The sequence below is a fragment of the Streptococcus mitis ATCC 6249 genome, assembly GCF_000146585.1.
Classification (GTDB): domain Bacteria; phylum Bacillota; class Bacilli; order Lactobacillales; family Streptococcaceae; genus Streptococcus; species Streptococcus mitis_AZ.
In genome coordinates this window covers 31,996-56,801 of sequence record NZ_GL397179.1, presented here as the reverse complement: position 1 = coordinate 56,801, position 24,806 = coordinate 31,996, and the positions used below count along the sequence as shown (strand labels likewise).

Below are 24,806 nucleotides of genomic sequence, written 5' to 3'. Positions count from 1 at the left end.
ATCATCCTCTCTTTTCTATTTCTTCATTAAATATCACTTTCCCCTGTTCATATTTTCGCACAGCTAAGAACCAGCGGATAGGGTTGTTTTGGAATAAGAAAAGGTACAACAAGGCAGGAAAGAGACCTGCTAAAGGCGAGAAAAAGATTTGTATATCAAATGCCTCTTGCTTATTGAATGAGTCAATAGTGCCCGGAATTGCAGCAGCAAATATTACTATAGTAGTCATAAAAACTAGTAGCATGACAATCATAAAAGCCAACATTTTCGCAAACGTCGCTTTTTTCTCACTAAAATTTTCCCAGAACAAATTTGAATAAACTGCTTCTTTAAACTCTTTCTTTGTTGCTCCTTGGACTCGTTTCACTCCTTTATATAAGGCGACTTCCATCATCCATATAAATCCAAATAGGATAAAGGAAAGACAAAGAATAAAAATAGGAACCATCCCACTATTATAACGAAGGCCTGAGAAAATTGGTATTGCAACAAATCCTCCGAGTAAACCTAACAAAGAGAATATAGCAATTAAAGGAGCAATCCCCCTATTCGATCTCCTAGCCCCTTCTGTATTTAACAAGGCACTCTTATCTGCTACAAGAGCCTCTTTTGTTCGCGTATTATAGTAAACGGCCTTATCACCGCTCTGTCCAATAAAAATTATTTTTCTCATATAAAATCACCACAGTTTTCACTAATCACTATAATCAGAAACTTCAATTTTATCATAGGTTGTTGATAAAACATCACCATCACCAACCACTGGTAATGGTAATAGCGTTTCTCTCGTGTTTCTAGTTCTTCTCTTCCCTAAATAATACTTTCCCCTGCTTGTATTTTCGTACGGCTAAGAGCCAGCGGATAGGGTTGTTTTGGAACAAGAGCAGTACGACACTAATTGGGACGATCGTTGCTCCGATGGGCACCATGAACATGGACGGCTCAAACCATTCATGTTCATAGTAGGGAATGAAGGTCCCAGGTATGGCAAAGAACACAACAATAACAAAAACAAATAGAAGAACGAGGATAACAAATAGATACAAGATGATTTTATCGACTGTTGGTTCCTTATCCGGAGATTTTTTCCAAAATTTACTACTTTCAACTGCTTCTTTAAACTGTTCTTCACTTGCTGGGATAAGCGACTTAGCCCCACTGTAGAACAGTTTTTCAAATCCATAAACACTTCCGATAAAAACGAAAAGGATAGCGGCTAGATGGATCGGAATCATCCACTCACTCAATTTAAAAGGCGCTATCAAGGAACGAATCCAAATACTGATGATAGCAACTAGCAAGAAAGCAAAGAAGAGAAGCCAAGGCCACTTGGATTTCTTTGAACTGATGGCACCGTCGGTTTCTGACGAGGTACTAGATTCTGTCGCTAAAGCCTCTCTCGTCCTTGTATTATAGTAGACGGATTGCTGGTTTCCTTGGCCTATATAAATGATTTTTCTCATCTCACATTTCTCCCTCTTTTCCTCGGCTATCGTCCTGTAATATCTCCATCAGCTCTTTGAACAGTCGTTTGCGCGTTTTCATCCGAAAATCATAAACTATATATGTAAGAATACCAATCCCTAACATGTACATAATTAAAAATTGAAAATCAGAAACAGCCAGATAACGATAGGCTGAAAAAATCGTTATTAAAACAAAAATGTAGCCAACTACTGTCAACGCCCTAGATTTTCTCCTAAGTGTTTTGATATTGGCTTTTGTCAACCGAACTTTTCTAAATCTATCTGTCTTCATGTTGCGTCGGGTAGATTTGGCAAGGAGAATGGTCCCGAAAACCAAAAACAGAGACATCAGGATAAAGAAGATTAGATTAAGAGGGGATGAGACATCTCCAAAGGTTTGGTTGAGCAACTTTGACAGCCGTTGGAAGGAATAGATTGCAATAGGGGCTGCAATAGCTGAATAATTCATGCCTTGTTTTACGCTGTAGAATACTTGATTCTTCAGATCATAATAGATAAAAGAATCCTCCAGAGGCCCCATACTGATTAAATTTTTTACACTTGTGTCCATCTTATTTCCCGTCTCCTAAACTCAATACGGATGTTCAAACAGAGTCCTACTTTCTCTTAAAAGCATCGTGACAACGATTGCCAGCATTCTAGCTTTTTCGGCATTTGCCTTCCTAGAGAAAGAAAAGTTTATTAGTATTATAGCATGAACCCCCAGAAAAGGGAAAATATCCCCGGCAGATACCATTGCTAGATCCAAGAAAGGTTTCGTCATTTCATAAAAAAGCGAACAAGTTCGCATTCTAAAAACAGAATGCGAGCTTGTCCGCCTTTTTCTATGTATATGATGTGTTTTTCACATCTCATCGTGCCAAGCGAATGCGAGTCACAATCCCATCTGGGTCTACAAGATTCAACTCACTCGAATTTACCCACTTAATCGGAGCTTCTTCCTCTTGTGCTTGCTGAACGATGGCTAAGAGTTCTTCCTTGCTTTCGACCTCAAGGACGTAGTAGGCCAAGCCAGGCATGCCTGCCTTACGTGGAGCCAGATTTTTTCCTCCCCATTCATTGACTGCTAAGTGATGGTGGTAGTCCCCAGCTGCAATCCAACTAGCACTAGGGATGCTAAATTTATCCTCTAACCCTAACACCTTTTGATAAAACTGACTCGCCGCGCGGCTATCCTTAACCGATAGATGGATATGCCCCATTCTCGTCCCTTCAGCTAGGATAAAGGGATCTACCTTTTCCCCTAACTCATAAATGTCCTGTGCCGCAAGAGCCTCAGTCACACCGATAATGCGACCATCTTCTCGAATATCCCATGAAGAAACTGGTTTATCACGGTAGAGTTCAATGCCATTTCCTTCCAAATCTTCCAGATAAAGGGCCTCACTGTATCCATGATCCGCTCCTCCGACCAGAGGAATGCGCAAATCACTTAAGTGTTTCAGGACATCTGCCAAGGCTTTTCTTGTTGGCAACAAAATCGCCAGATGGTAGAGCCCATAATGCTCCCTTACTTCCCCAGCTTTTTCTGCCTGAATCAAGTGGACCAAGGCTTTTCTGCCAAGTCCCAAAATCGCTTCAGTCTCTGTTTGAGATAAAATCTCCAAGCCAATAATCTGGTGATAAAAAGCCGTTTGACTCGTCAAATCCTTGACATTTAAAACCGCCTCTGCTAGGTAAATGTGGCTTTGGTATGCATAAGTCATAGGGTGTCTCCTTTTGTTTGTTGTAACTTTGTTAATTACATCAATTATACACTATTGAGATAAAATGTCAACGAAGACAACTCAAAAGAGCTGGAAACCAGCTCTTCTTTTTATTTTACAACAAGCTCGTAGCGAGTTTTGCTAGTGAAAGTTTCCCCTGCTTTGAGAATGACTTGGTCTTTGAGGTCGCTATGAATGGCATCTGGTAAAGCTTGCGCTTCAAGGGCAATCCCATTGTGCTGTAACATTGGTTGGCCTCCGATGAGCACACTCTCATCCACAAAGTTTGCTGTGTAGACCACAAAGCAAGGGGCCTCTGTCTTGAACAGCAGGAAGCGACCTGAGTTTTGGTCATAAAGGAAACCAGCATTGTCATGACCGGCAGGAAGAGCAAATGGGTGATCCAAACCAGATACCAACTGGATTTGCTCATCTTCCTCTGCAAAGATGTCCTTCAACAAAGCTCCATTATAGATGTGTTTGACTACATCACGATTAGCATCTGGAGTCTTAGCTGGAACACCGTCAGGAGCGATTGGGTAAATGCCCTCCGTATTTAGTTGGAAGACATGGCGGTCAACGGTCTGCGTGAAATCACCAGACAAGTTGAAGTAGCTGTGATTAGTTGGATTAACCAGCGTATCCTGATCTGTCGTCACCTTATAGCTGACTTCGTAAGCACCACTTTCTTCCAAGTGATAGCTGATCCAGATCTTGAGATTGCCAGGGAATCCTCCTGTCCCGTCTGTACGCTCTGTGTAGAGGGTCAAACCATGGTCGCTCACCTCAGTTAATTCAAACAAGCTTGAATCCCAACCTGTTGAGCCACTGTGGTTACAGTTGCTAGCATTATTGACTTCAAGATTGTAGGTCTTACCATTGAGCTCAAATGTCGCACCTGCAATACGGCCCGCTACAGGACCTACACTTGTTCCATGCTTGGGACTATTGCCTACATAGTTAGCAAAATCATCAAAACCCAAAATTACATTGGCAAAATTCCCAGCCTTGTCAGGGGTGACATAGCGCAAGATGGTCGCACCATAGGTCATAATTTCTAGTTGGTAGCCACTATCAGTCTCAAAGCGATAGGCCAAGACATCCTTGCCCTCATGATTTCCAAATACACGCTCTGTGTATGCTTTCATTTTCATCTCCTTTTTTCTATTTCTATTAAGTAAACAAACCATAGAAAGTGTATGCACCATCTATGGTTGTAGTTTCTATTTTCAGAATCCTTTGTCAGAAAAACTTGAGTATTTTCTTAACAAAAAGGGATTCTTCTATACTTGTTTTATGCTTCCACACGTTCTTTCCATGAAGTCGCTGTTGTTTGAAGAACCTTGTTGAGTTCGTCAATGTTCTCAAATCCTGTTGTACGCAACCACTCACGAGCTGCCGCTTCACCGTCTTTGATGTAGGCTTCAACTGATCCAGCCCATGTAGCACGGCCGCAAAGAACTCCGTTGAAGTTTGCGCCTGATTCGTGAGCAAAGACAAGTGTTTCTTGGAAGAGTTTGGCTGATACACCCGCACTCAAGTAGATGTATGGAAGATTTGTTGCTTCATCTTGTGCTTTGAAGAAGGCTGCTGCTTCTTCGCGTGTATGCACGATTTCACCATCGCCAAAGCCTTCAACGTAATTAACATTGACTGGAACTTCCACTTTCAAGACATCGATGTTGAAGCTTGGGTCTGAGAAGACCTTCATGGCACCTATAACCTTGTGTGGTTTCACTTTTGCGTATTCTGCAGAACCTGCATCCGCAATCTTTTCATCGTAAGCAAGAATTTCAAGGAAGAATGGAATGTCTTCCGCCACACACTCAGAACCAATACGTTCGATGTAGGCTTGTTTTTCTTGGTTGAGTTCGTCAGAGCTGTCTACGTCATAGTAAAGCAAGAACTTAACAGCATCTGCACCTTGTTCCTTGATGCGTTTTGCAGACCAAACATCCAAGCAGTCAGGCAAGCGTTTGGTGCTTGTTGTGTCGTAGCCAGTTTTCTCATAAGCAAGGAGAAGTCCAGCATTGGCATCAAGCGCTTTTGTAGCTGGAAGACCATACTCAGGGTCAAGGAGCATAGAGGATGCGTATTTTGTCAATTCATCTGCAACCAATACTTTAAGTTCTTCCATTTGAGCAACTGTTGGCTCTTCTGTTTGGTATTGAGCCATGAGGCGTTTCAAAGCACCACGTTGGTCAAAGGCAAGAGCTGAGATAATGCCGTTCTCGTCAGAGAGTTTTTGCAAGCAAGCTACTTTATTAGGACTTAATTGTAATTTACTCATAGACACTTCCTTATTTTTGATAGTCATGAATGATAACACCTTGTACCACACGGTTTACTGTACCTGTAGGAGACGGTGTATCTGGTTTGTTTTCGACCTTAAGCGAAGTCAAAAGGGCAAAGAGTTGGGCATAAATGATGTAAGGGAAGACACGGTAAATATCGTTCAAGACTCCACCACAGCCAAGAGCCACTTCTTTGACATTTTCAAGACCAAAGGCTTGATCACTCAAAAGCACAACACGACGAGCAATCTTATCACCAGCCACTTCACGAACCAAGTCCAAGTCGTACTTGCGAGTGTAGTCTGTCGTTGTACCAAAGACCAAAACAACTGTATCTTCGTTGATCAGTGATTTTGGACCGTGACGGAAGCCAACTGGACTTTCATACATAGTCGCTACTTGACCAGCTGTTAATTCCAAAATCTTGAGCTGAGCTTCATGAGCAAGTCCAAAGAAAGGACCAGCACCTAGGTAGATAACACGGTTAAAGTCGAGGTCAACCAGCTCTTTGACATCTGCTGCATTGTCTAGAACTTTACGGGTAAGACTAGAAATAACTCCAAAACGTTCAGCTTTAACAGCAAATTCTGTAGGATCAAAAACCAAGAGAGCTGTTAGCATCATGGACGTAAAGCTAGAAGTCATAGCAAATCCAGCGTCATTAGAGGCAGCTGGTTGCAAGAGCAAGAGATTGCGGTCATCGCCATGGGCTTGAAGAGCCAATTCCCCATCTGCAGCACATGTAATGGTCACTTGATAGAGGTCATCCACCAAGGCTTTGGCCAAATCAACTGTTGCCACACTTTCAGGTGAATTCCCGCTACGAGCAAAGGATACAAGGACAGTTGCCACATCTTTTTTCAGATAGATTTCTGGATTGGCAACAATATCAGTTGTCGCAATGGCATTGAAATTCCATTTGCGTTCATCATAGACTTCCTTAAAGTAAGGCACCAAGGTATCTCCCACATAAGCAGAAGTACCAGCACCCGTCAAGATGACCTTGATATAGTCATGTCTATCAGCGATACCTTGCAGAAAGGCTGCAATTTCTTCACGTTTCGCTTGATAGGCTTCAAAAGCTTCTTTCCATACATCAGGCTGTTGATAGATCTCACGAGTCGTGATTTCTGCACCCAGTTCAAGTAATTCTTCTTTTGTGTAATTTAGCATAGAGTTCCTCTAATCTATTGTTGTTTCATTCCTATTGAAAATATGGGAATGGGAGTGACTCCCATTCCCATGTATATTCTATATAAGATGCTCTAAGTCACATCTTATTCATCTTCGTCATCATCGAAGCCCGCTAACAAATCATTGACTTTTACAATGCTTTCTGCACCACGGCTCTTATAGTCCGCATCTGCACCTGTAAGGCTAGCATTGATAAATTCAATCACCATTGGAAGATTCATTCCTGCGTAAAGTTCCACGTTGCGACCTTCCATAATCAAGCGGCTTACCACGTTACATGGTGTACCACCGAGAAGATCTGCAAAGACTAGGAAATCATCCAATCCTTCGATAGCAGCTTCAAATTTTGCAGTAAATTCTTCTGGACCATCTTCTGGAAGAAGAGCCACTGCATGAATATTGTCTTGTGGGCCCATGATCATTTCCGTGCTACCTTTAAGTTCTTCACAGAAACGACCATGACTCACCAAAATTAACGATTTCACCATAAATTATGCGCCCATTCCAAGCAAGAATTTACCGATGAATGAAAGACCTACTGCAAGAACGATAATGATACCGATCGCTTTAGTAGAGTTCATACCTTTCTTACCAAGCAACCAGAAGATAAAGGCAGTAAAGATTGCTGGAAGCAAGCGTGGGAAGATTGAGTTCAAGATGTCTTGGAAGTCAATCAATTTTTCACCGATTGGCAATTTGTAAGAAATGTCAAAGTTGATCATTGTTGCTACAAGAGCCCCCATCATGAAGACACCAAGTACAGATGCAGCGTCAATCAAAGCTGTCAAAGTACTTTGCATGTTGTTGATAAGGTTAACCCCTTCTTTGTAAGCAAATTCCAATTGTTTCCAACGGAAGATGTCATAAGCAACTGCAACTGCGATCCAAAGGAAGATACCCCATGGTTGGCCAGCGATAGCCATAGTTGCTGCGATAGATCCCATGATAGCAGGTACAAGTGAACCAAAGATTGTATCTCCAAGAGGAGCAAATGGTCCCATCAAACCTGTCTTGATACCGTTAACGGCATCTTTTGAACCTACACCATCTTTTTCTTCCATGGCAAGGTCAAAACCAGCGATAATGGTATGGAAGAATGGAGAAGTATTGAAGAATTGAGTATGAACTTTCATCATTTCTTTCAATTCAGGAGTTCCATCCCCATACATTTTACGCAATTGAGGCAAGATCATGTAAAGGTAACCAGAAGCTTGCATACGCTCATAGTTCCAACCTAATTGGAAAGTAAACAAGCTACGTTTGTTGATTTGATTAAAATCTTCTTTTGTAAGTTTGTAATTAGAATTCGTCATCTTCGATTTCCCCACTTTCTGATGGTGTAGAAGGTGCTGCTACAGCTACTTTTTGGCTGTTCTTAAAGTGAACAACTGCAAGGAAGATACCTACGATAGAGATACCGATCATAGACAAACCTTTGAAGTTGTTAGCAAAGCCAATCTTTTCAGCAACATCAGCAGGAAGAGTACCAAGGATACCCGCAACAGCTCCACCAAGACCTGTTACATATGAGTAAAGAACAGTCAACATAGCTGTCAAACCGAATCCCATTGCAAGGTAGTGAAGGTTACGTTTAACTGGAAGGTAACGAAGCAAGATTGCAAATCCGAGACCTGGAAGCATACGTCCTGCAAGTGTCAAACCGTCTGCAACCCATTGGTATTCCTTAACAAGGTTTACAACACCTTGTACGAATTCTCCACCAAAAGCAAGGGCGAAGAATACTGGAAGGGCACGTGAAAGAGCCCAAGGCACTGCACCAAGTAGGTAGTTGCGCTCGATTCCTTTATAGTCAAAGCGTTCGATTGCAGCGTCAATACGGTGTGCAAAGAAAGTAGTAGTCATACGTCCAAGAACGTCGAAGTATGTCAAAAGTGCTGCTACTGGTACAGCGATTGTTGTGATCGCAAGATCTGTATCAATACCTTGAGAGATAGAGAATGCTGTTGCAAGAACCGCACCAGAAGTTGCGTCGATACGAGAAGCACCACCGAAGGTACCAACCCCAAGAACGAACAACTGCAAGCTACCACCGATAAACAAACCAGTTGTCACATCTCCCATGATCAAACCGGTAATAAAACCAGCGAATACAGGGGAACCTGCAGATGAAACGATTGTCAACTCATCACAGATTTGATAAGCTGAGTACAAAGTGAGAAGTAAAATTTGCCACCATTGTATCATAACAATGACCTCCTAAAAATTTTTTCCTATTTTAATAAGCTCAAAAAGTCTGAAACTGGATCATTTGGAACCATTTGAGCAGTGAGTTTCACACCTTTTTCTGCCAGTTTGTGGAAGTCTTCCACATCCTTATCTACCACGTTGATAGAACGTGTGATAGGGCGAGTTTCTGGTGTTTGAGACATATTGCCGACATTGAGTGTTTCAAGCGGAACACCTGCTTCAACCAAACCAAGGAAACGATCTGGTTTACGTGCAACGATAAAGAGACGTTGGCTATCGTATTTACCAGCAAGGATATTCGCTGCCGCTTTCTCAATTGGCAAGATACTAAGTTTTACACCTGGTGGTGTAGCAAGTTTCAAGCCGCTCTTTTCAATATCGTTGTTAACGACTTCATCGTCTACAACCATAATGCGCGAAACGTTTAGTTTCCCTGCCCAAAGATTGGCTACTTGACCGTGGATCAAACGTCCATCGATACGGCATCCTACAATTGTCATAAGTTTTCCCCCTTTATGTGTTTTAGTGTAGGTTTACGAGTTAAATGAATCTCTTCTTTATATTCACCTTCAGTTTCAAAGATAATGATGCGGTTATCACCTTGCTTGAGATAGCTATGAGGGATATAAAGCGAGAGGGTCGGGCCGACATTCCAGAAACGTCCTAGGTGACGCCCGTTGACAAAGGCAACTCCCTTACCAAACTCAGATAAATCTAAGTAGGTATCCTTAGGCTCTTCAACGGTAAAGTCGAAAGCGTAAAAGGCCGGTTGTCCTTCTGTCCATTCTTTTGAAAAATCAATTTTCTCAGGATTATCCAATGGAAGTGGATATTGTTTCCAATTTAACATGAAGTGTAGATCCTTGCAGACACCTGTACGAATTCCTTTACGTTGCGTATCTGCCAAGAACTTATGTCCGTAGTTAACACGCCCCATATTTTCGACCAAGATGTCAATCTCTGAAAAACCTTCTCGATTTCCCTGACAGTAGATATCTTCACCAATTTCTGTCTGGTATTGAGTGGCAATCCATTGACCATCTACATAGAGTTGAGCTCGGTCACGTCCATCGATGATACGGAGACGTTCCTCTTCTGCATCCCAACTTGCTTCAGTACGATAAAGAAGGTAGCCATAACTTTGACCAAGTTCTTCCATCGCTTTTGGATAGAGGCTTTCAGTTGGACTTGCCAGGCTATCCAGGGTTTCAAACAAGGAAACTTTTTCGACTAGTGGAATGGATTCCATTTCCATGCTTTCCTTGTAAAGTGGTTCTAACTGTGGATACTCTGGGAAGTGCGTTGCCATCATCTTCTTGACTGCTAGGTATTTAGCAGTTGGATTTCCTTCTTCATCGAGAAGGGCATCATAATCGTAAGATGTAACTTGTGGCAAATCTAGAGTTCCTCGAGCCGAGCAACCATTCATGAAACCAAAGTTTGTGCCTCCATGGAACATGTAGAGGTTGATAGAGCCTTGTTCCAATACCTCTCGAACAGCTTCTGCCAACTCTTTTGGATCACGCGTGATGATTGGTTCTTTCCAACGGTTGAACCAGCCATCCCAGAATTCCATACACATGAGGGGCCATTTTTTGCCATACTCATCAAAGAATTCTTGCATTTGTGAAAAGTTGTAAGGAGCCTTAGAGCCGAAGTTTCCTGTCACAAAGAGGTCATCTTCAATCAAGGTTCCAGCTTTCAGAGTGGCCCTCCAAGGACCGTCTGAAGTAAAGAGTGGACAATCAATTCCACGATCTTCCATCAATTTTCGAATCGCTCTCAGATAAGACTTATCTTCTCCATAAGACCCATATTCATTTTCGACTTGCATCATGAGAATGTTTCCACCATTTTCCAACAAGCGAGGCACAAGCCTTGGTAATAATTGGTCATAATAGCGAGCAACTGCCTCAACATAAGCCGGATCGGATGAACGGATTCGCATGTTCTTAGTTAAGAGCCAAGCTGGTAAACCGCCGAACTCCCACTCAGCACAGATAAATGGAGACGGACGCACAATGGCGTATAGACCCAAATCCTGTGCGATTTGGAGGAATCTCTCCAAATCCATAGCACCTTCAAAATTAAACTCCCCTTCAACAGGTTCATGTAAATTCCATGCTACATAAGTCTCGACTGTATTAAAGCCAAGCGCTTTTAAGTTGTAGAGCGAATGATACCAATCCTCCGCTGGAATTCTAAAATAATGAATGGCGCCGGACAAAATCTTGAACGGTTTCCCATCTAAATAGAAATCGTCCTCAATTTTAAATCTTGTCATGTTACTACCTCTGACTAATTAAGTTTGCGCTTTCATTTATTATAATATTAAATATAATCAAATCTTTTGCATTTGTCAATAGGTTTTAGAAAATTCTTTAAAATTTTTCTATTTTTTTACTTACCGTTTACCGAAACTATCAAAAAATCGCATGAAAGTCGTTTTTTTATGTATGATAATTCACAAGGCTAGAAAATGAAATTTTTTACATGTAACATAACATCTTTAGTCGATTATTTTAATTTTTTTTACCTAAATACTACTATTTTCTCAGTATTTGTGGTAAAATCAAGGTTGGAGAAAGAGAATCGAGGTGAAATTATGGCTATTCCAAAATACCAATATATTAAAGATGAATTAAAAAACAAAATCATCTCAGGTCAATTTGCGAGTGGAGATAAATTTTATACAGAAGCAGAATTGATTGCGATGTACGATGTTAGTTCGATCACCGTTGTTCGTGCTTTGAATGACCTTGCAAAAGACGGCTATATTGTCCGTCAACAAGGTAAAGGAACTTTCGTTTCACGTGCACGTAAGCACAAACTCGTTGAGTTTTCAGATGTTGAAATCTTTGAAACAAAAGACGATAAAGTTACTGTCCTTTCTATCGAGCGCGGAAACAAGCTTGAATATTTAGAGAAACTCGGCCTACGTGGAGATCAATTCTACTATAAGATTGAACGTATTCGTCAAACAAATGACGTTACATACATCTACCACACATCTTATGTTCCTGAACAATATATCAATGCCAACTATCCAAATCTTGATTATTATAGTTCTATCTATAAACGTTTCAAATTGGATTACCGCATTCACATGAGTGATGAGCATTTTGAGGAAATCAATGAGATTGCCTTTCCAACACCAGAGCACGCTGCTTCTGTACTTGGAATCGATACACAATTCCCAACTGTCTTCCAAACCAAGACTACAAAACTTGAGGCCACTGGCCAAGTCCTTGCCTATAGTGAAACTTATAAGCGAGCAGACTACTACAAAATCAAATTCATCTCATGTAACCGAGGTCATTAAGAAAAAGCCTGAGCCCAGCTCAGGCTTTCTCTGTATTTAATTATAGCACGAGAAAGAAGCTATGAAAATGACATGAAAGGTTCTTATTTAATTAGTAGCGTTTTTACTAAAAACAAGTTAAATACTTGCTTCGTTTTTCCTTCTATCTTTATCTTTTATTGGCAATTTTCTCCTAAATCTTATGTTTTCCTCCATTTATTATAGTTCTTATATAAACCCACTTGACATTTTACCCCTTAGATAATAAAATAAAATTGGTTTTATGTAAACGCTATCATATATGATAATAACAAGGAGGTTTTGTCATGAAACTAGAAAAGAAACAGCGCTTCTCCATTCGTAAATACGCGGTTGGAGCAGCTTCTGTACTTATAGGATTTGCTTTTAGCGCACAAGTCGTAGCTGCCGACGGGATTACTCCGGCTCCAACAGCTGAGGAAACGGTTCAAACTGTCCAGGAGAGTCCTCAAACACCCGATGAGACTGGGGAGTCCAAGGTCCCAGAAAAACTGGAAGAAAAGGCTGACAAACCTGTAAAAGAGGAGGTCAAAGAAGACCAGGAGGCTCCTCGAACAGTTGCTCCAAAAACGGAAGAAACAACTGCACCAGCTGTGACAGAAAATGCTACTCCAACTCCTACTGCCGAGAAAGAAAGCCCTGCTCCAACTGAAGTTTCTGCAGAAAACACTTCTTCAGAAAAGAAAAATGAAGCAACCACACCTGCAGTAACCACTCCTAACACTGAACGAGCAGCTCAGGTAAATGAAAAACTGGCTAAAAGAAAAATGATCTCAATTGATGCCGGACGCAAGTACTTCTCGCCTGAGCAACTCAAAGAAATCATCGACAAAGCCAAACACTATGGTTATACTGATCTTCATTTACTAGTTGGAAACGATGGCATGCGTTTCATGCTGGACGACATGACCATCAAAGCCAATGGCAAAACCTATGCAAGCGATGATGTCAAACGTGCACTCGAAAACGGAACCGATGCCTACTACAAGGATCCAAACGGCAACCATTTGACAGAGAGTCAAATGACGGACTTGATCAACTATGCTAAAAACAAAGGCATTGGTCTCATCCCAACTGTAAACAGCCCTGGTCACATGGATGCCATTTTGCATGCCATGAAAGAACTAGGCATCCAAAAACCGAACTTCAACTACTTTGGTAAGGAATCTGCTCGTACCGTTGACCTGGATAACAAAGAAGCTGTTGAGTTTACTAAAGCTCTGATCGACAAGTATGCTGCTTACTTCGCTGGCAAATCTGACATCTTCAACATCGGGCTAGACGAGTATGCTAACGATGCTACAGACGCTAAAGGCTGGAGCGTTCTTCAAGCCTATAAATGGTATCCAGAAGATGGATTCCCTGACAAGGGTTATGACAAATTTATCGCCTACGCAAACGACCTTGCTCGAATCGTCAAATCTCACGGTCTCAAACCAATGGCCTTCAACGACGGCATCTACTACAATAGCGATACAAGCTTTGGTACTTTTGACAAAGATATCATCGTTTCTATGTGGACTGGTGGGTGGGGCGGATACGACGTCGCTTCTTCTAAACTTCTAGTTGAGAAAGGTCACCAAATCTTGAATACCAACGATGCTTGGTACTATGTTCTCGGACGAAATGCCGACGGACAAGGCTGGTACAACCTGGACCAAGGACTCAATGGAATCAAGAACACTCCAATCACTTCTGTACCAAAATCTGAAGGAGCAGATATTCCGTTCATCGGCGGTATGGTAGCTGCTTGGACAGATACTCCATCAGCACGTTATTCTCCATCACGCCTCTTCAAACTCATGCGTAGCTTCGCAAATGCCAATGCTGAATACTTTGCTGCCGACTATGAGTCTGCTGAGCAAGCCCTGAAAGAAGTTCCAACAGACCTTAACCGCTATACTGCAGAAAGTGTCGCAGCTGTCAAAGAAGCTGAAAAAGCCATTCGCTCACTCGATAGCAACCTCAGCCGTGCCCAACAAGACACCATTGACCAAGCAATTGCAAAACTCCAAGAAGCTGTCAGCAACCTAACCTTCACACCAGAAGCTCAAAAAGAGGAGGACGAGAAACGCGAAGTTGAAAAACTTGCCAAGAACAAGGTGATCTCAATCGACGCTGGACGTAAGTACTTCTCAGCTGAACAACTCAAACGTATCATTGATAAAGCTAGTGAACTTGGATATTCTGATGTGCATCTCCTCCTAGGAAATGATGGACTTCGCTTCCTACTTGATGACATGACTATCACTGCTAACGGAAAAACTTATGCAAGTGACGATGTCAAAAATGCCATCATTGAAGGGACAAAAGCTTACTACGATGATCCAAACGGAACCACTCTTAGTCAGGCTGAAATCACTGAATTGATCGAGTACGCAAAATCAAAAGGGATTGGACTCATCCCAGCGATCAACAGCCCAGGTCACATGGATGCCATGCTTGTCGCTATGGAAAAATTAGGTATCCAAAATCCTCAAGCCAACTTTGACAAGGTCTCTAAAACAACCATGGACCTTGAAAACGAAGAAGCGATGAACTTTACAAAAGCCCTTATCGGCAAGTACATGGACTTCTTTGCAGGCAAGACTAAGATATTTAACTACGGTACAGACGAATATGCCAATGATGCTACCAACGCTCAAGGCTGGTATTATCTGAAATACTACAATCTCTATGGCAAGTTTGCTGAATATGCCAACACTCTTGCTGCTATGGCTAAAGAAAGAGGCCTTCAACCAATGGCCTTCAACGATGGTTTCTACTACGAGGACAAGGATGATGTTGAGTTTGACAAGGATGTCATCATCTCTTACTGGTCTAAAGGGTGGTGGGGCTATAACCTTGCAACTCCTCAGTATCTGGCAAGCAAAGGCTACAAATTCCTTAATACCAACGGAGACTGGTACTACATTCTCGGTCAAAAACCAGAAGATGGCGGTGGCTTCCTCAAAAAAGCTCTCGAAAATACCGAGAAAACTCCATTTAATCAACTAGCATCAACTAAATACCCTGAAGTTGACCTTCCTACTATTGGTAGTATGCTTGCTATCTGGGCAGATAGACCAAGTGCTGAGTACAAGGAAGAAGAAATCTTTGAACTCATGACTGCCTTCGCAGATCACAACAAAGACTACTTCCGCGCTGACTACAATGCTCTCCGTGAGGAGCTTGCTCAAATCCCTACTAACTTGGAAGGATACAGCAAAGAAAGTCTCGATGCTCTAAATGCAGCTAAAGAGGCTCTCAACTACAACCTCAACCGCAGCAAACAAGCCGAGTTAGACGCTCTCGTAGCCAAACTCAAGACAGCCCGCCTAGACCTCAAACCAGCGGCAACTCACTCAGGAAGCCTCGATGAAAACGAACTAGCTGCCAATGTTGAAACCAAACCGGAACTCATCACAAGAGCAGAAAAGATTCCATTTGAAGTTATCAAGAAGGAAAATCCAAACCTCCCAGCTAAGCAAGAAAAGATTGTCACACCAGGTGTAGAGGGTGAACGCACTCATTACATCTCTGTCCTTACTGAAAATGGTAAACAAACAGAAACCGTTCTAGATAGCCAAGTAACCAAAGAACCTGTGACCCAAGTGGTTGAAATCGGTGCCCCTATTACCCACAAAGGGGATGAAAGTGGCCTTGCTCCAGCTGCCGAAGCGAAACCAAGACTGGATATCCAAGAAGAAGAGATTCCGTTCACTACTGTGACACGTGAAAATCCACTCTTGCTCAAAGGGAAGACTCAAGTCGTTACTAAAGGCGCTAACGGCCGTCGCAGTCATTACTACTCTGTGAGCACTAGTGCTGACGGTAAGGAAGTGAAAACTCTTGTAGATAGCCTTGTGACTCAAGAAGCAGTGACCCAAGTTATTGAAGTCGGAACCCTTGTAACCCATGTAGGAGACGAACACGGTCTTGCTCCAGCCGCAGAAACAAAACCAAGACTGGATATCCAAGAGGAAGAAATTCCATTCACTACTGTGACACGTGAAAATCCTCAATCACCAAAAGGACAAACACAAGTTGTTACTAAAGGAGCTAACGGCCACCGTACTGCCTTCTACTCTGTAAGTACTACTGCTGATGGAAAAGAAGAAAGAACGCTTGTCAATAGCGTGGTAACACAGGAAGCCGTCACTCAAGTTGTTGAAGTCGGCACTGCCGTTGAGAAAGCTGAGCAAACTGCACCAACTACTGCCAAAGCAGATGAAAAACAACTCCCTGCAACAGGAAGCCAAGACTCTGCAGGTTTGGTCGCAGCAGGCCTCATGGCGACTCTAGCAGCCTACGGACTGACTAAGAGAAAAGAAGACTAAGATTCTTCTAAGAGAATACGAAAAAGCGAGATTGAATCTCGCTTTTTTATTTTATGATTAATCACCAAGTCCGATACGTTCAAAGATATCATCCACTCGTTTGGTGTAATAAACTGGGTTGAAGATTTCATCGATTTCTTCTTGAGTGAGGCGAGAAGTTACCTCTGCATCTGCTTCGAGAAGCGGTTTGAAGTCTACTTGATTGTCCCAAGAGTAGGCTGTTTTCGGTTGAACAAGGTCGTAGGCTTGCTCACGGGTCATGCCTTTCTCAATCAAGGTCAACATAGCCCGCTGGCTAAAGATAAGACCAAAAGTTGAGTTCATGTTGCGGATCATGTTTTCTGGGAAGACCGTCAAGTTCTTAACGATATTTCCAAAACGGTTGAGCATGTAGTCGATCAAAATAGTCGTATCTGGTGTGATGATGCGCTCAGCTGATGAGTGAGAGATATCACGTTCGTGCCAAAGGGCTACGTTTTCATAGGCCGTCACCATGTGACCACGGATAACACGCGCCAGACCTGTCATGTTTTCAGAACCGATAGGGTTACGTTTGTGTGGCATGGCTGAAGACCCTTTTTGACCTTTGGCAAAGAACTCTTCTACTTCGCGTTGCTCAGATTTTTGAAGACCACGAATTTCAGTCGCCATACGCTCGATAGAAGTTGCGATGCTGGCAAGAACTGCGAAGTACTCAGCGTGAAGGTCACGAGGAAGCACCTGTGTAGAGATTTCTTGAGCACGGATACCGAGTTTGTCGCAGACGTATTTTTCAACGAATGGTGGGATGTTGGCAAAGTTACCAACCGCACCAGAAATCTTACCAGCTTCCACACCAGCAGCTGCATGCTCGAAACGCTCGATGTTACGCTTCATTTCACTGTACCAAGTCGCTAATTTCAGACCAAAAGTTGTTGGCTCAGCGTGCACACCGTGGGTACGACCCATCATGATGGTGAACTTGTGCTCCTTGGCCTTGTCAGCGATGATGTTGGTGAAGTTTTCAAGGTCACGACGGATAATGTCGTTGGCCTGCTTGTAGAGGTAACCGTAGGCCGTATCTACCACGTCAGTAGAAGTCAATCCATAGTGAACCCACTTGCGCTCTTCACCAAGAGTCTCAGAAACCGCGCGCGTGAAAGCTACCACATCGTGGCGTGTCTCCTGCTCAATTTCTAAAATACGGTCGATGTCGAAGTCCGCCTTCTCGCGAATCAAAGCCACATCTTCCTTAGGGATTTCCCCCAACTCAGCCCATGCCTCATCAGCCAAGATTTCCACCTCAAGCCAAGCACGGTATTTATTTTCTTCACTCCAAATGTTCGCCATTTCAGGGCGAGAGTAACGGTTGATCATGTTTTCTTTTCCTTTCTTTGTTTACAATTAGGAAGTCCGTAGCCCGTATTCAGTTTAGAGGATACAGCGCCCTTGTTCCTCTCTATTTTTACAGATACAAAGTATCCCAGATTCAATTTTATTAATACAGCTATCTTTGCTCTTTTCTAAATTTCTCTTTGTCCTGACAAGCGATTTTTATTTTTATGATACTTTTAGGTAATTACTAACGACGTTCATTCGTTTATGCTTTGAAGCAATAGCTCAAAAGTCTGCTAAGACTGATCCCATCAAGACTCGAAAACAATTTTGAACTAGCTCATCTTTATGGAATTCAATATTCCGCTCAATTTATGAAATCGTTCAATCAGACACATGCTTCACTTTCAATCATTCCAGTTGTTAGATTAAAATGAGAAGAATAGTCAATCATTGTATTTTCCTTCAAATTAAATTTATACCATTTTGCTTAATTAAATCAAGCATAGAATTAATTGATTCTTTTAAATCACCATCATTAAAAGTATTATTAGTATTCTCAGGATGATGAATTATATTCCGTATAAAAGTCGGAGTTGTATATCTTGTTGATGTTAAAGTACCTGTACTTAAATTTTCTCTCTGATAATTTCTATTTTGCAGGAGCCCTTTACTACTTAACCAACTATCAAATTGTGATACGCTATCGTTAATATTATCTTGTTGAATGGCGTATCTATTTATTTTCCCATACAATTTATTGTGTTCAATGACAAAATATTTATTATCAAAGTATTGTATATCTTCCACTGAAGCCCAACCCGACTCTATAATATCATAACAGAACCATTTCAATTCTTTATCCAAATTAAATTGGTTTTCACATAACAAACGTAAGAAAATATATCTATCTAATTTTTCAAAAAAAAATCCTTCTATACCATCAAAATAATACTCAGAATTTTCTAGCTTAGCTATCAACTTATTTTTTTCTGCAATATAAATAGAATCGGCTTCTATCTTTTTTGCAAGCCAATGATACACATCAGCTTCACCAAAGCACTCAGATTCTTCTTGAATAGTTAAATCTGTAATATCATCAAGATTAATTGAACTAATGTAATTCATTATTAGTTGAGTTATTTCGGGAAAATCATGTACTCTACGCCAAATATTAATTTGATCTTCAAGTCGTTTTTTAGTTTCGTCTAATGAATAACCTAAATTATTTAACCTGAATTTTACATTCTCTAAATTATCGAAAATAGCTAACGCCCCATTATAAAAATTATAGTTAGTAGACTTCTTCTCAAATCTATCATCCTCTGAAAATAGCCAAGAATGAGCTTTATAATTATTATTTTTTCCCCAGTCCAACGTTAAATTATCAGCACATAATTCTATAATAGTTCCCACTAAAATTCTACTCCTTTCCCAAACTCATCCACACTATCCGGTTCATCACTAAACAAAGTCACATGTCCCATCTTGCAGTTGTGCTTGTCTTCTATGGTCACTTATTTACCGCCCACTCCGCTGCTTTCTCTGCATGAATCACTGTTGTGTCATAGAGTGGCAGGTCAGTGTCGGATTGCTTGACGAGGAGACCAATCTCGGTACAACCCAAGATAACAGCTTCAGCACCTGCTTTTTTCAATTCATCTATAATGGCAAGATAAGTCTGCTTTGAGCTTTCTTTGATGTTCCCTAGGCAAAGTTCGTCATAAATGATTCGATTGACCTCTGTAATTCCAGCTTGGTCTGGAATCAGCACTTCTAACCCAGACTCTATTAATTTCTCCTTGTAAAAATCTTGAGTCATGGTGTACTTGGTCCCTAAGAGGCCGACTTTTTGAATACCGTCAGCCAACAAGGCCTGCGCAGTTGCCTGCGCAATATGCAAGATTGGAATCGTAATCTTTTCTTGTATCTGCGGAGCAACCTTGTGCATGGTGTTGGTACAAATAACGATGAAATCCGCACCTGCTTGCTCCAGGCGCTGAACAACATCTGCCAAAAGTTGACCGCTTTTCTCCCAGTCTCCAACTGCTTGATAATGCTCAATCTCTGCAAAATCAACACTATAAAGTAGAATCTTAGCAGAATGCAGGCCACCCAGCTCTTTTTTGATGATTTCGTTGATGATTTGGTAGTAAGATGTGGTACTTTCCCAACTCATACCACCAATCAGACCGATTGTTTTCATAGACTAATCAAACTCCTCCTTGCTTATCGCCACCGTCTGTCATTTCAAAAATCAATCCCTTTCCCAAACTCCTCCACCTCATCCGGCACATCACTAAACAACGTCACATGTCCCATTTTGCGGTTGTGCTTCGCTTCTATTTTACCATATAGGTGGAGGTGGGCGCTTGGATTTTCTGTGACATATTTTTCAGCGGCTTCGACATGCTGGCCGAGGACATTGAGCATAACGGCTGGCGCATGTAATTTAATTGCTGGCAATGGTGCTCCTAGAACGCCCAGAATATGGGTATCAAACTGAGAGAAGTCGCAGGCTTCGATAGAGTAGTGACCAGAGTTATGTGGGCGTGGGGCGATTTCATTGACGATGATGTCATCCGCTGTCGCAAACATTTCCACGCAGAGGGTTCCAGACAAATTGAGTTGCTCAGCGATTCTCACTGCCATAGCTTTGGCTTTTTCAGCTAGACTTTCTGAAATGCGAGCAGGCACAATAGTTTTTGAAAGGATGTTATTGCAATGGATATTTTCCTGAACCGGAAAAACTGTCACATCCTTGCCATTGCCTGACACGATGACAGAAATTTCAAGGTCAAAGTTGACGAATTCTTCCAAGACACAGTCTGCTGAGTCGGCTAGTGCACGGGCTTCTTCCAAGTCTGCTTCTGAACGAATAACCTTTTGTCCATGCCCATCATAGCCACCTGTCGCAGTCTTTAGGACATAGTTTTTAGAAAGGTCAATATCTGCCAAATCTTGATTTGAAGTCACAACCTTGTAGGGTGCCACAGTGACTTGAGCCTTATTTGAAAGAAAGTCCTTCTCAAAGATACGGTTTTGTGAAATGCGGAGCAGGTCTGTTCCTTGAGGGAGTTGTCCATCCTTGATGACAGCATCCAAGCCGTCAGCATCGACATTTTCAAACTCATAGGTGAGGACATCGCAACGCTCAGCCAACTGACGGAGGGCATCCACATCGTTATAAGGAGCCACTATGATCTCCGCCACGCGAGAGGCTGGGCAATCCGCCACAGGATCCAGCGCGATGACCTTGTGCCCCATGTAGATAGCAGAAATGGCCATCATCTGCCCCAGCTGACCGCCACCGATAATTCCGATTGTTTTAGACGAGCTCATTTGTAGACTCCTCTGCAATTTTTCCTTGTTCTTCTGCGAAATCTGCTAATGCTGTAGCAATAGCCTGGTCCTCTACTGAAAGGAGACGGAGGGCAAAGAGGGCCGCATTTGTCGCTCCTGCTTCACCGATAGCCATCGTCGCAACAGGCACACCACCTGGCATCTGTACGATAGAGTAGAGTGAGTCCACGCCACTAAGAGCACGCGATTTGACAGGTACACCGATGACAGGAAGGGTTGTTTTGGCTGCGACCATTCCTGGCAAATGGGCTGCGCCACCTGCACCTGCGATAATGACCTTGATACCGCGACTACGAGCTTCCTCCGCATGTCTGAACATGAGGTCTGGAGTACGGTGGGCAGAGACAACTTTCTTTTCGTAAGCTACACCGAAGCGGTCTAGAACTTCTGCTGTTTTTTGCATGGTTGCCCAGTCGGATTTTGAGCCCATGATGATGGAAATTACTGGTTTCATTTTTTCTCCTTTTTCTTCCTTTCAACAATCACCTTAGGTTGTGAGGGACGGCAGCGGCCACCAAAGGTGTCTCATGCCTAAATCGGAAGCCCAAGGTCTTCCGATTTCCCTAAACGATTAGCTTATAATCCAATTGTTCTTTCACAACGGCGGTGATTGTTATTTTATTGCTCGCTAATGCTCGCAAGTTATGCAACCATTATCGTATTTGGCAAATTCGTCGCGTTATTCTTATATCGTTACTTAATTGCCTTGCTTCCGATATCTGTTCGGTAAAAGAGTCCTTCTGTTTTTTGTTGCGATAGTACTTGGTAGATGGTTTCTCGGGCTTCTTTGACGGTTTCTGCTGTGGTGACGAGCATATAGACACGTCCACCGTTTGATAGCAGTGCTCTGCTATTTTCCGCAAACTTAGCCCCTGCATAGTAAGTGATGATATCCCCCTCGGTTTTTACTGGCAATTCAACACCTTTTTCATAGTCTAGCGGGTAGCCGTTTGATGCGACAACCACACCCAGAGTCACACCCTTGTCCGTCCAAGTGATGTTTGGCTCCTTACCATCAAGGATATCTGTAATATTTTGTGCAAAGTCAGATGTCAGACGAGGTAGGATAATCTGAGTTTCAGGATCTCCGAAGCGAGCGTTAAACTCGATAACCTTAGGTCCATCAGCTGTCAAGATAAGCCCTGCGTAAAGAACTCCCAGATAAGGACGACCTTCCTGAATCATGCCCTCAAGGACTGGCTTGACAATAGTCTTAACCGCTGTATCAACTACACTCTGTGGCAAGTGTGGAACTGGTGCATAGGCACCCATACCACCCGTGTTAGGCCCCTTGTCGCCATCATAGGCACGTTTGTGGTCCTGAGCCGTTGGCATAATGTAGAACTTGTCCCCATTGACAAAGGCAAAGAGTGAAAATTCCTCTCCTTCAAGGAATTCCTCAATAACCACACGCGCACCTGAGTCACCAAATTTATTGTCCAAAAGCATCTCATGAGCGGCTTCGACTGCTTGCTCAACAGTCTCTGCAACAACGACACCTTTTCCGAGCGCCAATCCATCCGCCTTGACTACGATAGGTGCCCCATGCTTTTCGATATAAGCCTTAGCTTCCTCAAAATCTGAAAAAGTCCCATAGGCTGCTGTCGGAACGCCGTATTTGACCATGATTTCCTTGGCAAAATCCTTGGACCACTCCAGCTCCGCCGCCAATCTTGTCGGTCCAAAGGCTTGGAGACCAGCTGTATTAAAATCATCCACAATCCCAGCCGCAAGGGCATCATCTGGTCCGATAAAGGACCAAGCGATATCATTGACCTTTGCAAACTCAATCAATTTAGAATGTTCGGAAATAGAGATGTTTACCAATTCCAAACCATCCAGAGTCATCCCGTCATTCCCAGGAGCTACAAAGACCTTTTCAACCTCTTTTGACTCAAGCAACTTCTTAGCAATGACATGTTCACGACCACCCGAACCGACAACAAGCAGTTTCATTTCTCAACCTCTTTTGCGAATTATTTACTAATATTATATCATAAACGTTCGTTATAATCTAATTATATTTGCGAGTAAAAATACAACATCGAATAAACTTACAGAAGCTAGTTCATTTTTTAAATCTTTAAACACTTAATGAGGCTGGGACAAAAAAATTTTGACTTTAGGAATTCTATAAGATAAATTCTTAGACTTGGTAAATGAAATAAAAAAAAGCGAACAAGAAAAATCCTCGGTTCATAACGAACCGGGGATTTTTAAAATTATTGAATGTGTAATCTGGATTCTTCCTCTGCTAATTGAACTAAATTTAAATGATTATACTTTTGAACATGTTTTATTGGATATGTATCATAGACATACTCAATAAATCCGTTCCAATAAAGATTCCTTGTTTTATCAATTACATCATCAATTATCGCTTGTGTTTCTCTATCTAAATCAGGATATTCTAGCCGTTCCCTATCATTTTTAGATTGAACTATGTACTTTGTTGTACCAAATGCTGATTGCTTTTTCACAATACTCAATTCCTTATCTTCATCAGCTGCATCATAAACATCTGAAACAAAAGGCCCAAAATGATCAAATTTCCATTCAATATCAGTTAACTGCCTGTGTTTTCTCTTAGCCATTTCCCAATCAACCAAGTACACTAACTTCGTTGTTCTTGTTTTAGTTAATTCTTCAGGAATGGGATAGTTTTTTACTATATAGCGTAATACTTGATCTACCATATTTTTCATTATTAATTTCCTCTTAATTTATTGTCCATAAGTTGATATAGATACTCCATCATATCAGAATCTAATTTACTTTTCAATTGTTTCTCATTTAAATTCGCGATTTTAGAATTTATAGATTCGATAACAATAACGCCTATAGACTTATCCCTATTCTTGTCCTTCACATTTTTTATATAAAATGCGCGACTTTTCATTTTTAAATGTCTTAGTGTTTCAGGAGCCATATTCATTTCACTAGCAAAATAATCAATGTTTTCAGTATAGCTTGCTTCAGGAATAGCCTCCACATAAAAATCATCATCCTTTGTTTCCCAACATTTAGAAATATAGCCCTGATCATGTGGATACGAAGGGCGACTATGCTCTTTAAAACGATTTGATGTACTATATCGAGCTACAATTTCAAAGTCTTTATCAATACTATTTCTATAATATAATGATATTCTATCTGATTCCGTTAACCCTAATTTTCTATAAAGCATGATTAAAAAATATTTTTGATTATCTTCAATTGTTAAGGCATAAAATTCATTTTCATTTTCAAGACGCTCTTTTTCTTGTCTAGCTCTTTCAACTTCTTCTTCTAATTGTTGAATTTTTTGAACATGTTTTATATCATTTTTATATTCAAAAAAAGTTTGAGCTGCAATTAAAATTAAAATTATAATTATTAGAATCAGAACTCCCCACCAATGCTTCATCAAAACTTGTAAAGGAAATATTGGCAAAGACAATAATATTGGAATTACAATTATAAAATATTGAGGAAATAATTGTTTTACATAATTTTTTATCCCTACCTCCTCTTTTACATAATTCCACCATTTAAACCAATTACTATCATTTTGTTGCTCAGGCATAACTTGTCCAATCTAT

At 41.5% G+C, this 24,806-nt stretch carries 22 protein-coding genes; 2 read left to right on the top strand and 20 right to left on the bottom strand.

Annotated features, from left to right (window positions below; translation table 11 throughout):
* Window position 1 precedes the first annotated feature (1 nt).
* The 12 genes from HMPREF8571_RS02315 to HMPREF8571_RS02255 form a co-directional block, all read right to left on the bottom strand.
* Window positions 2-673 carry a hypothetical protein gene (locus tag HMPREF8571_RS02315; protein WP_001226099.1) on the bottom strand — a complete coding sequence of 224 codons (672 nt, stop codon included), beginning with the start codon at window positions 671-673 and terminating at the stop codon, window positions 2-4.
* A gap of 121 nt (window positions 674-794) precedes the next feature.
* The gene (locus tag HMPREF8571_RS02310) at window positions 795-1,463 is read right to left on the bottom strand and encodes a hypothetical protein (protein WP_001226453.1); all 669 of its coding nucleotides are present in this window, start codon (window positions 1,461-1,463) and stop codon (window positions 795-797) included.
* 1 nt (window position 1,464) lies between these two features.
* Window positions 1,465-2,037 (bottom strand): hypothetical protein, encoded by a 573-nt coding sequence (locus tag HMPREF8571_RS02305; protein ID WP_000381576.1) that lies wholly within the window; start codon window positions 2,035-2,037, stop codon window positions 1,465-1,467.
* Window positions 2,038-2,338: 301 nt separating this feature from the next.
* Window positions 2,339-3,193 (bottom strand): VOC family protein, encoded by an 855-nt coding sequence (locus HMPREF8571_RS02295; RefSeq protein ID WP_000220446.1) that lies wholly within the window; start codon window positions 3,191-3,193, stop codon window positions 2,339-2,341.
* Window positions 3,194-3,303: 110 nt separating this feature from the next.
* On the bottom strand, window positions 3,304-4,341 hold the full coding sequence (locus tag HMPREF8571_RS02290; protein WP_000649403.1) for an aldose epimerase family protein: 1,038 nt from the start codon (window positions 4,339-4,341) through the stop codon (window positions 3,304-3,306).
* Between the two features lie 146 nt (window positions 4,342-4,487).
* A complete protein-coding gene (gene lacD / locus HMPREF8571_RS02285) occupies window positions 4,488-5,483 on the bottom strand; it encodes a tagatose-bisphosphate aldolase (protein ID WP_025168418.1) in 996 nt (331 codons plus the stop codon).
* Window positions 5,484-5,493: 10 nt separating this feature from the next.
* A complete protein-coding gene (locus tag HMPREF8571_RS02280) occupies window positions 5,494-6,660 on the bottom strand; it encodes an SIS domain-containing protein (protein ID WP_000936017.1) in 1,167 nt (388 codons plus the stop codon).
* 104 nt (window positions 6,661-6,764) lie between these two features.
* Complete coding sequence (locus tag HMPREF8571_RS02275) at window positions 6,765-7,169, bottom strand: PTS sugar transporter subunit IIA (protein ID WP_004239567.1); 405 nt, start codon at window positions 7,167-7,169, stop codon at window positions 6,765-6,767.
* Between the two features lie 3 nt (window positions 7,170-7,172).
* Window positions 7,173-7,994, bottom strand: coding sequence for a PTS system mannose/fructose/sorbose family transporter subunit IID (locus HMPREF8571_RS02270; protein ID WP_000185283.1), 822 nt, complete (start codon window positions 7,992-7,994; stop codon window positions 7,173-7,175).
* The gene (locus tag HMPREF8571_RS02265; RefSeq protein ID WP_000616995.1) at window positions 7,981-8,886 is read right to left on the bottom strand and encodes a PTS mannose/fructose/sorbose/N-acetylgalactosamine transporter subunit IIC; all 906 of its coding nucleotides are present in this window, start codon (window positions 8,884-8,886) and stop codon (window positions 7,981-7,983) included. Before HMPREF8571_RS02265 ends, HMPREF8571_RS02270 begins: the two co-directional genes overlap by 14 nt.
* Window positions 8,887-8,912: 26 nt before the next feature.
* The gene (locus tag HMPREF8571_RS02260) at window positions 8,913-9,389 is read right to left on the bottom strand and encodes a PTS sugar transporter subunit IIB (RefSeq protein WP_000156956.1); all 477 of its coding nucleotides are present in this window, start codon (window positions 9,387-9,389) and stop codon (window positions 8,913-8,915) included.
* Window positions 9,386-11,173 carry a glycoside hydrolase family 35 protein gene (locus tag HMPREF8571_RS02255; RefSeq protein WP_000196626.1) on the bottom strand — a complete coding sequence of 596 codons (1,788 nt, stop codon included), beginning with the start codon at window positions 11,171-11,173 and terminating at the stop codon, window positions 9,386-9,388. The genes HMPREF8571_RS02260 and HMPREF8571_RS02255 overlap by 4 nt, the downstream gene beginning before the upstream one ends.
* 321 nt (window positions 11,174-11,494) lie before the next feature.
* Between HMPREF8571_RS02255 and HMPREF8571_RS02250 the strand changes: the two genes are divergently transcribed.
* Complete coding sequence (locus HMPREF8571_RS02250; protein ID WP_001007183.1) at window positions 11,495-12,211, top strand: GntR family transcriptional regulator; 717 nt, start codon at window positions 11,495-11,497, stop codon at window positions 12,209-12,211.
* Between the two features lie 305 nt (window positions 12,212-12,516).
* Window positions 12,517-16,548, top strand: a complete 4,032-nt coding sequence (strH, locus tag HMPREF8571_RS02245; protein ID WP_000764170.1) for an LPXTG-anchored beta-N-acetylhexosaminidase StrH — start codon at window positions 12,517-12,519, stop codon at window positions 16,546-16,548.
* 57 nt (window positions 16,549-16,605) lie between these two features.
* On the opposite strand, the gene purB is transcribed toward strH, so the two are convergent.
* The 8 genes from purB to HMPREF8571_RS02205 all read right to left on the bottom strand — a co-directional run bounded on the left by purB (window position 16,606) and on the right by HMPREF8571_RS02205 (window position 24,790).
* Window positions 16,606-17,904: an adenylosuccinate lyase gene (gene purB, locus HMPREF8571_RS02240; protein WP_000610722.1), complete on the bottom strand. Its 1,299-nt coding sequence runs from the start codon at window positions 17,902-17,904 to the stop codon at window positions 16,606-16,608.
* A 423-nt stretch (window positions 17,905-18,327) separates the two neighbouring features.
* On the bottom strand, window positions 18,328-19,278 hold the full coding sequence (locus HMPREF8571_RS02235; RefSeq protein WP_000536672.1) for a HEPN/Toprim-associated domain-containing protein: 951 nt from the start codon (window positions 19,276-19,278) through the stop codon (window positions 18,328-18,330).
* A gap of 97 nt (window positions 19,279-19,375) precedes the next feature.
* Window positions 19,376-20,068, bottom strand: coding sequence for an aspartate/glutamate racemase family protein (locus HMPREF8571_RS02230; protein ID WP_000848593.1), 693 nt, complete (start codon window positions 20,066-20,068; stop codon window positions 19,376-19,378).
* 44 nt (window positions 20,069-20,112) lie between these two features.
* Complete coding sequence (purK, locus tag HMPREF8571_RS02225) at window positions 20,113-21,204, bottom strand: 5-(carboxyamino)imidazole ribonucleotide synthase (protein ID WP_000099068.1); 1,092 nt, start codon at window positions 21,202-21,204, stop codon at window positions 20,113-20,115.
* The gene (gene purE / locus HMPREF8571_RS02220) at window positions 21,191-21,679 is read right to left on the bottom strand and encodes a 5-(carboxyamino)imidazole ribonucleotide mutase (RefSeq protein ID WP_000805607.1); all 489 of its coding nucleotides are present in this window, start codon (window positions 21,677-21,679) and stop codon (window positions 21,191-21,193) included. The genes purK and purE overlap by 14 nt, the downstream gene beginning before the upstream one ends.
* Window positions 21,680-21,918: 239 nt before the next feature.
* Window positions 21,919-23,181 carry a phosphoribosylamine--glycine ligase gene (gene purD, locus HMPREF8571_RS02215; protein WP_000772248.1) on the bottom strand — a complete coding sequence of 421 codons (1,263 nt, stop codon included), beginning with the start codon at window positions 23,179-23,181 and terminating at the stop codon, window positions 21,919-21,921.
* Window positions 23,182-23,447: 266 nt separating this feature from the next.
* The gene (locus HMPREF8571_RS02210) at window positions 23,448-23,930 is read right to left on the bottom strand and encodes a Panacea domain-containing protein (RefSeq protein WP_000794233.1); all 483 of its coding nucleotides are present in this window, start codon (window positions 23,928-23,930) and stop codon (window positions 23,448-23,450) included.
* A gap of 2 nt (window positions 23,931-23,932) precedes the next feature.
* Window positions 23,933-24,790: a hypothetical protein gene (locus HMPREF8571_RS02205; protein WP_001115076.1), complete on the bottom strand. Its 858-nt coding sequence runs from the start codon at window positions 24,788-24,790 to the stop codon at window positions 23,933-23,935.
* Window positions 24,791-24,806 lie beyond the last annotated feature (16 nt).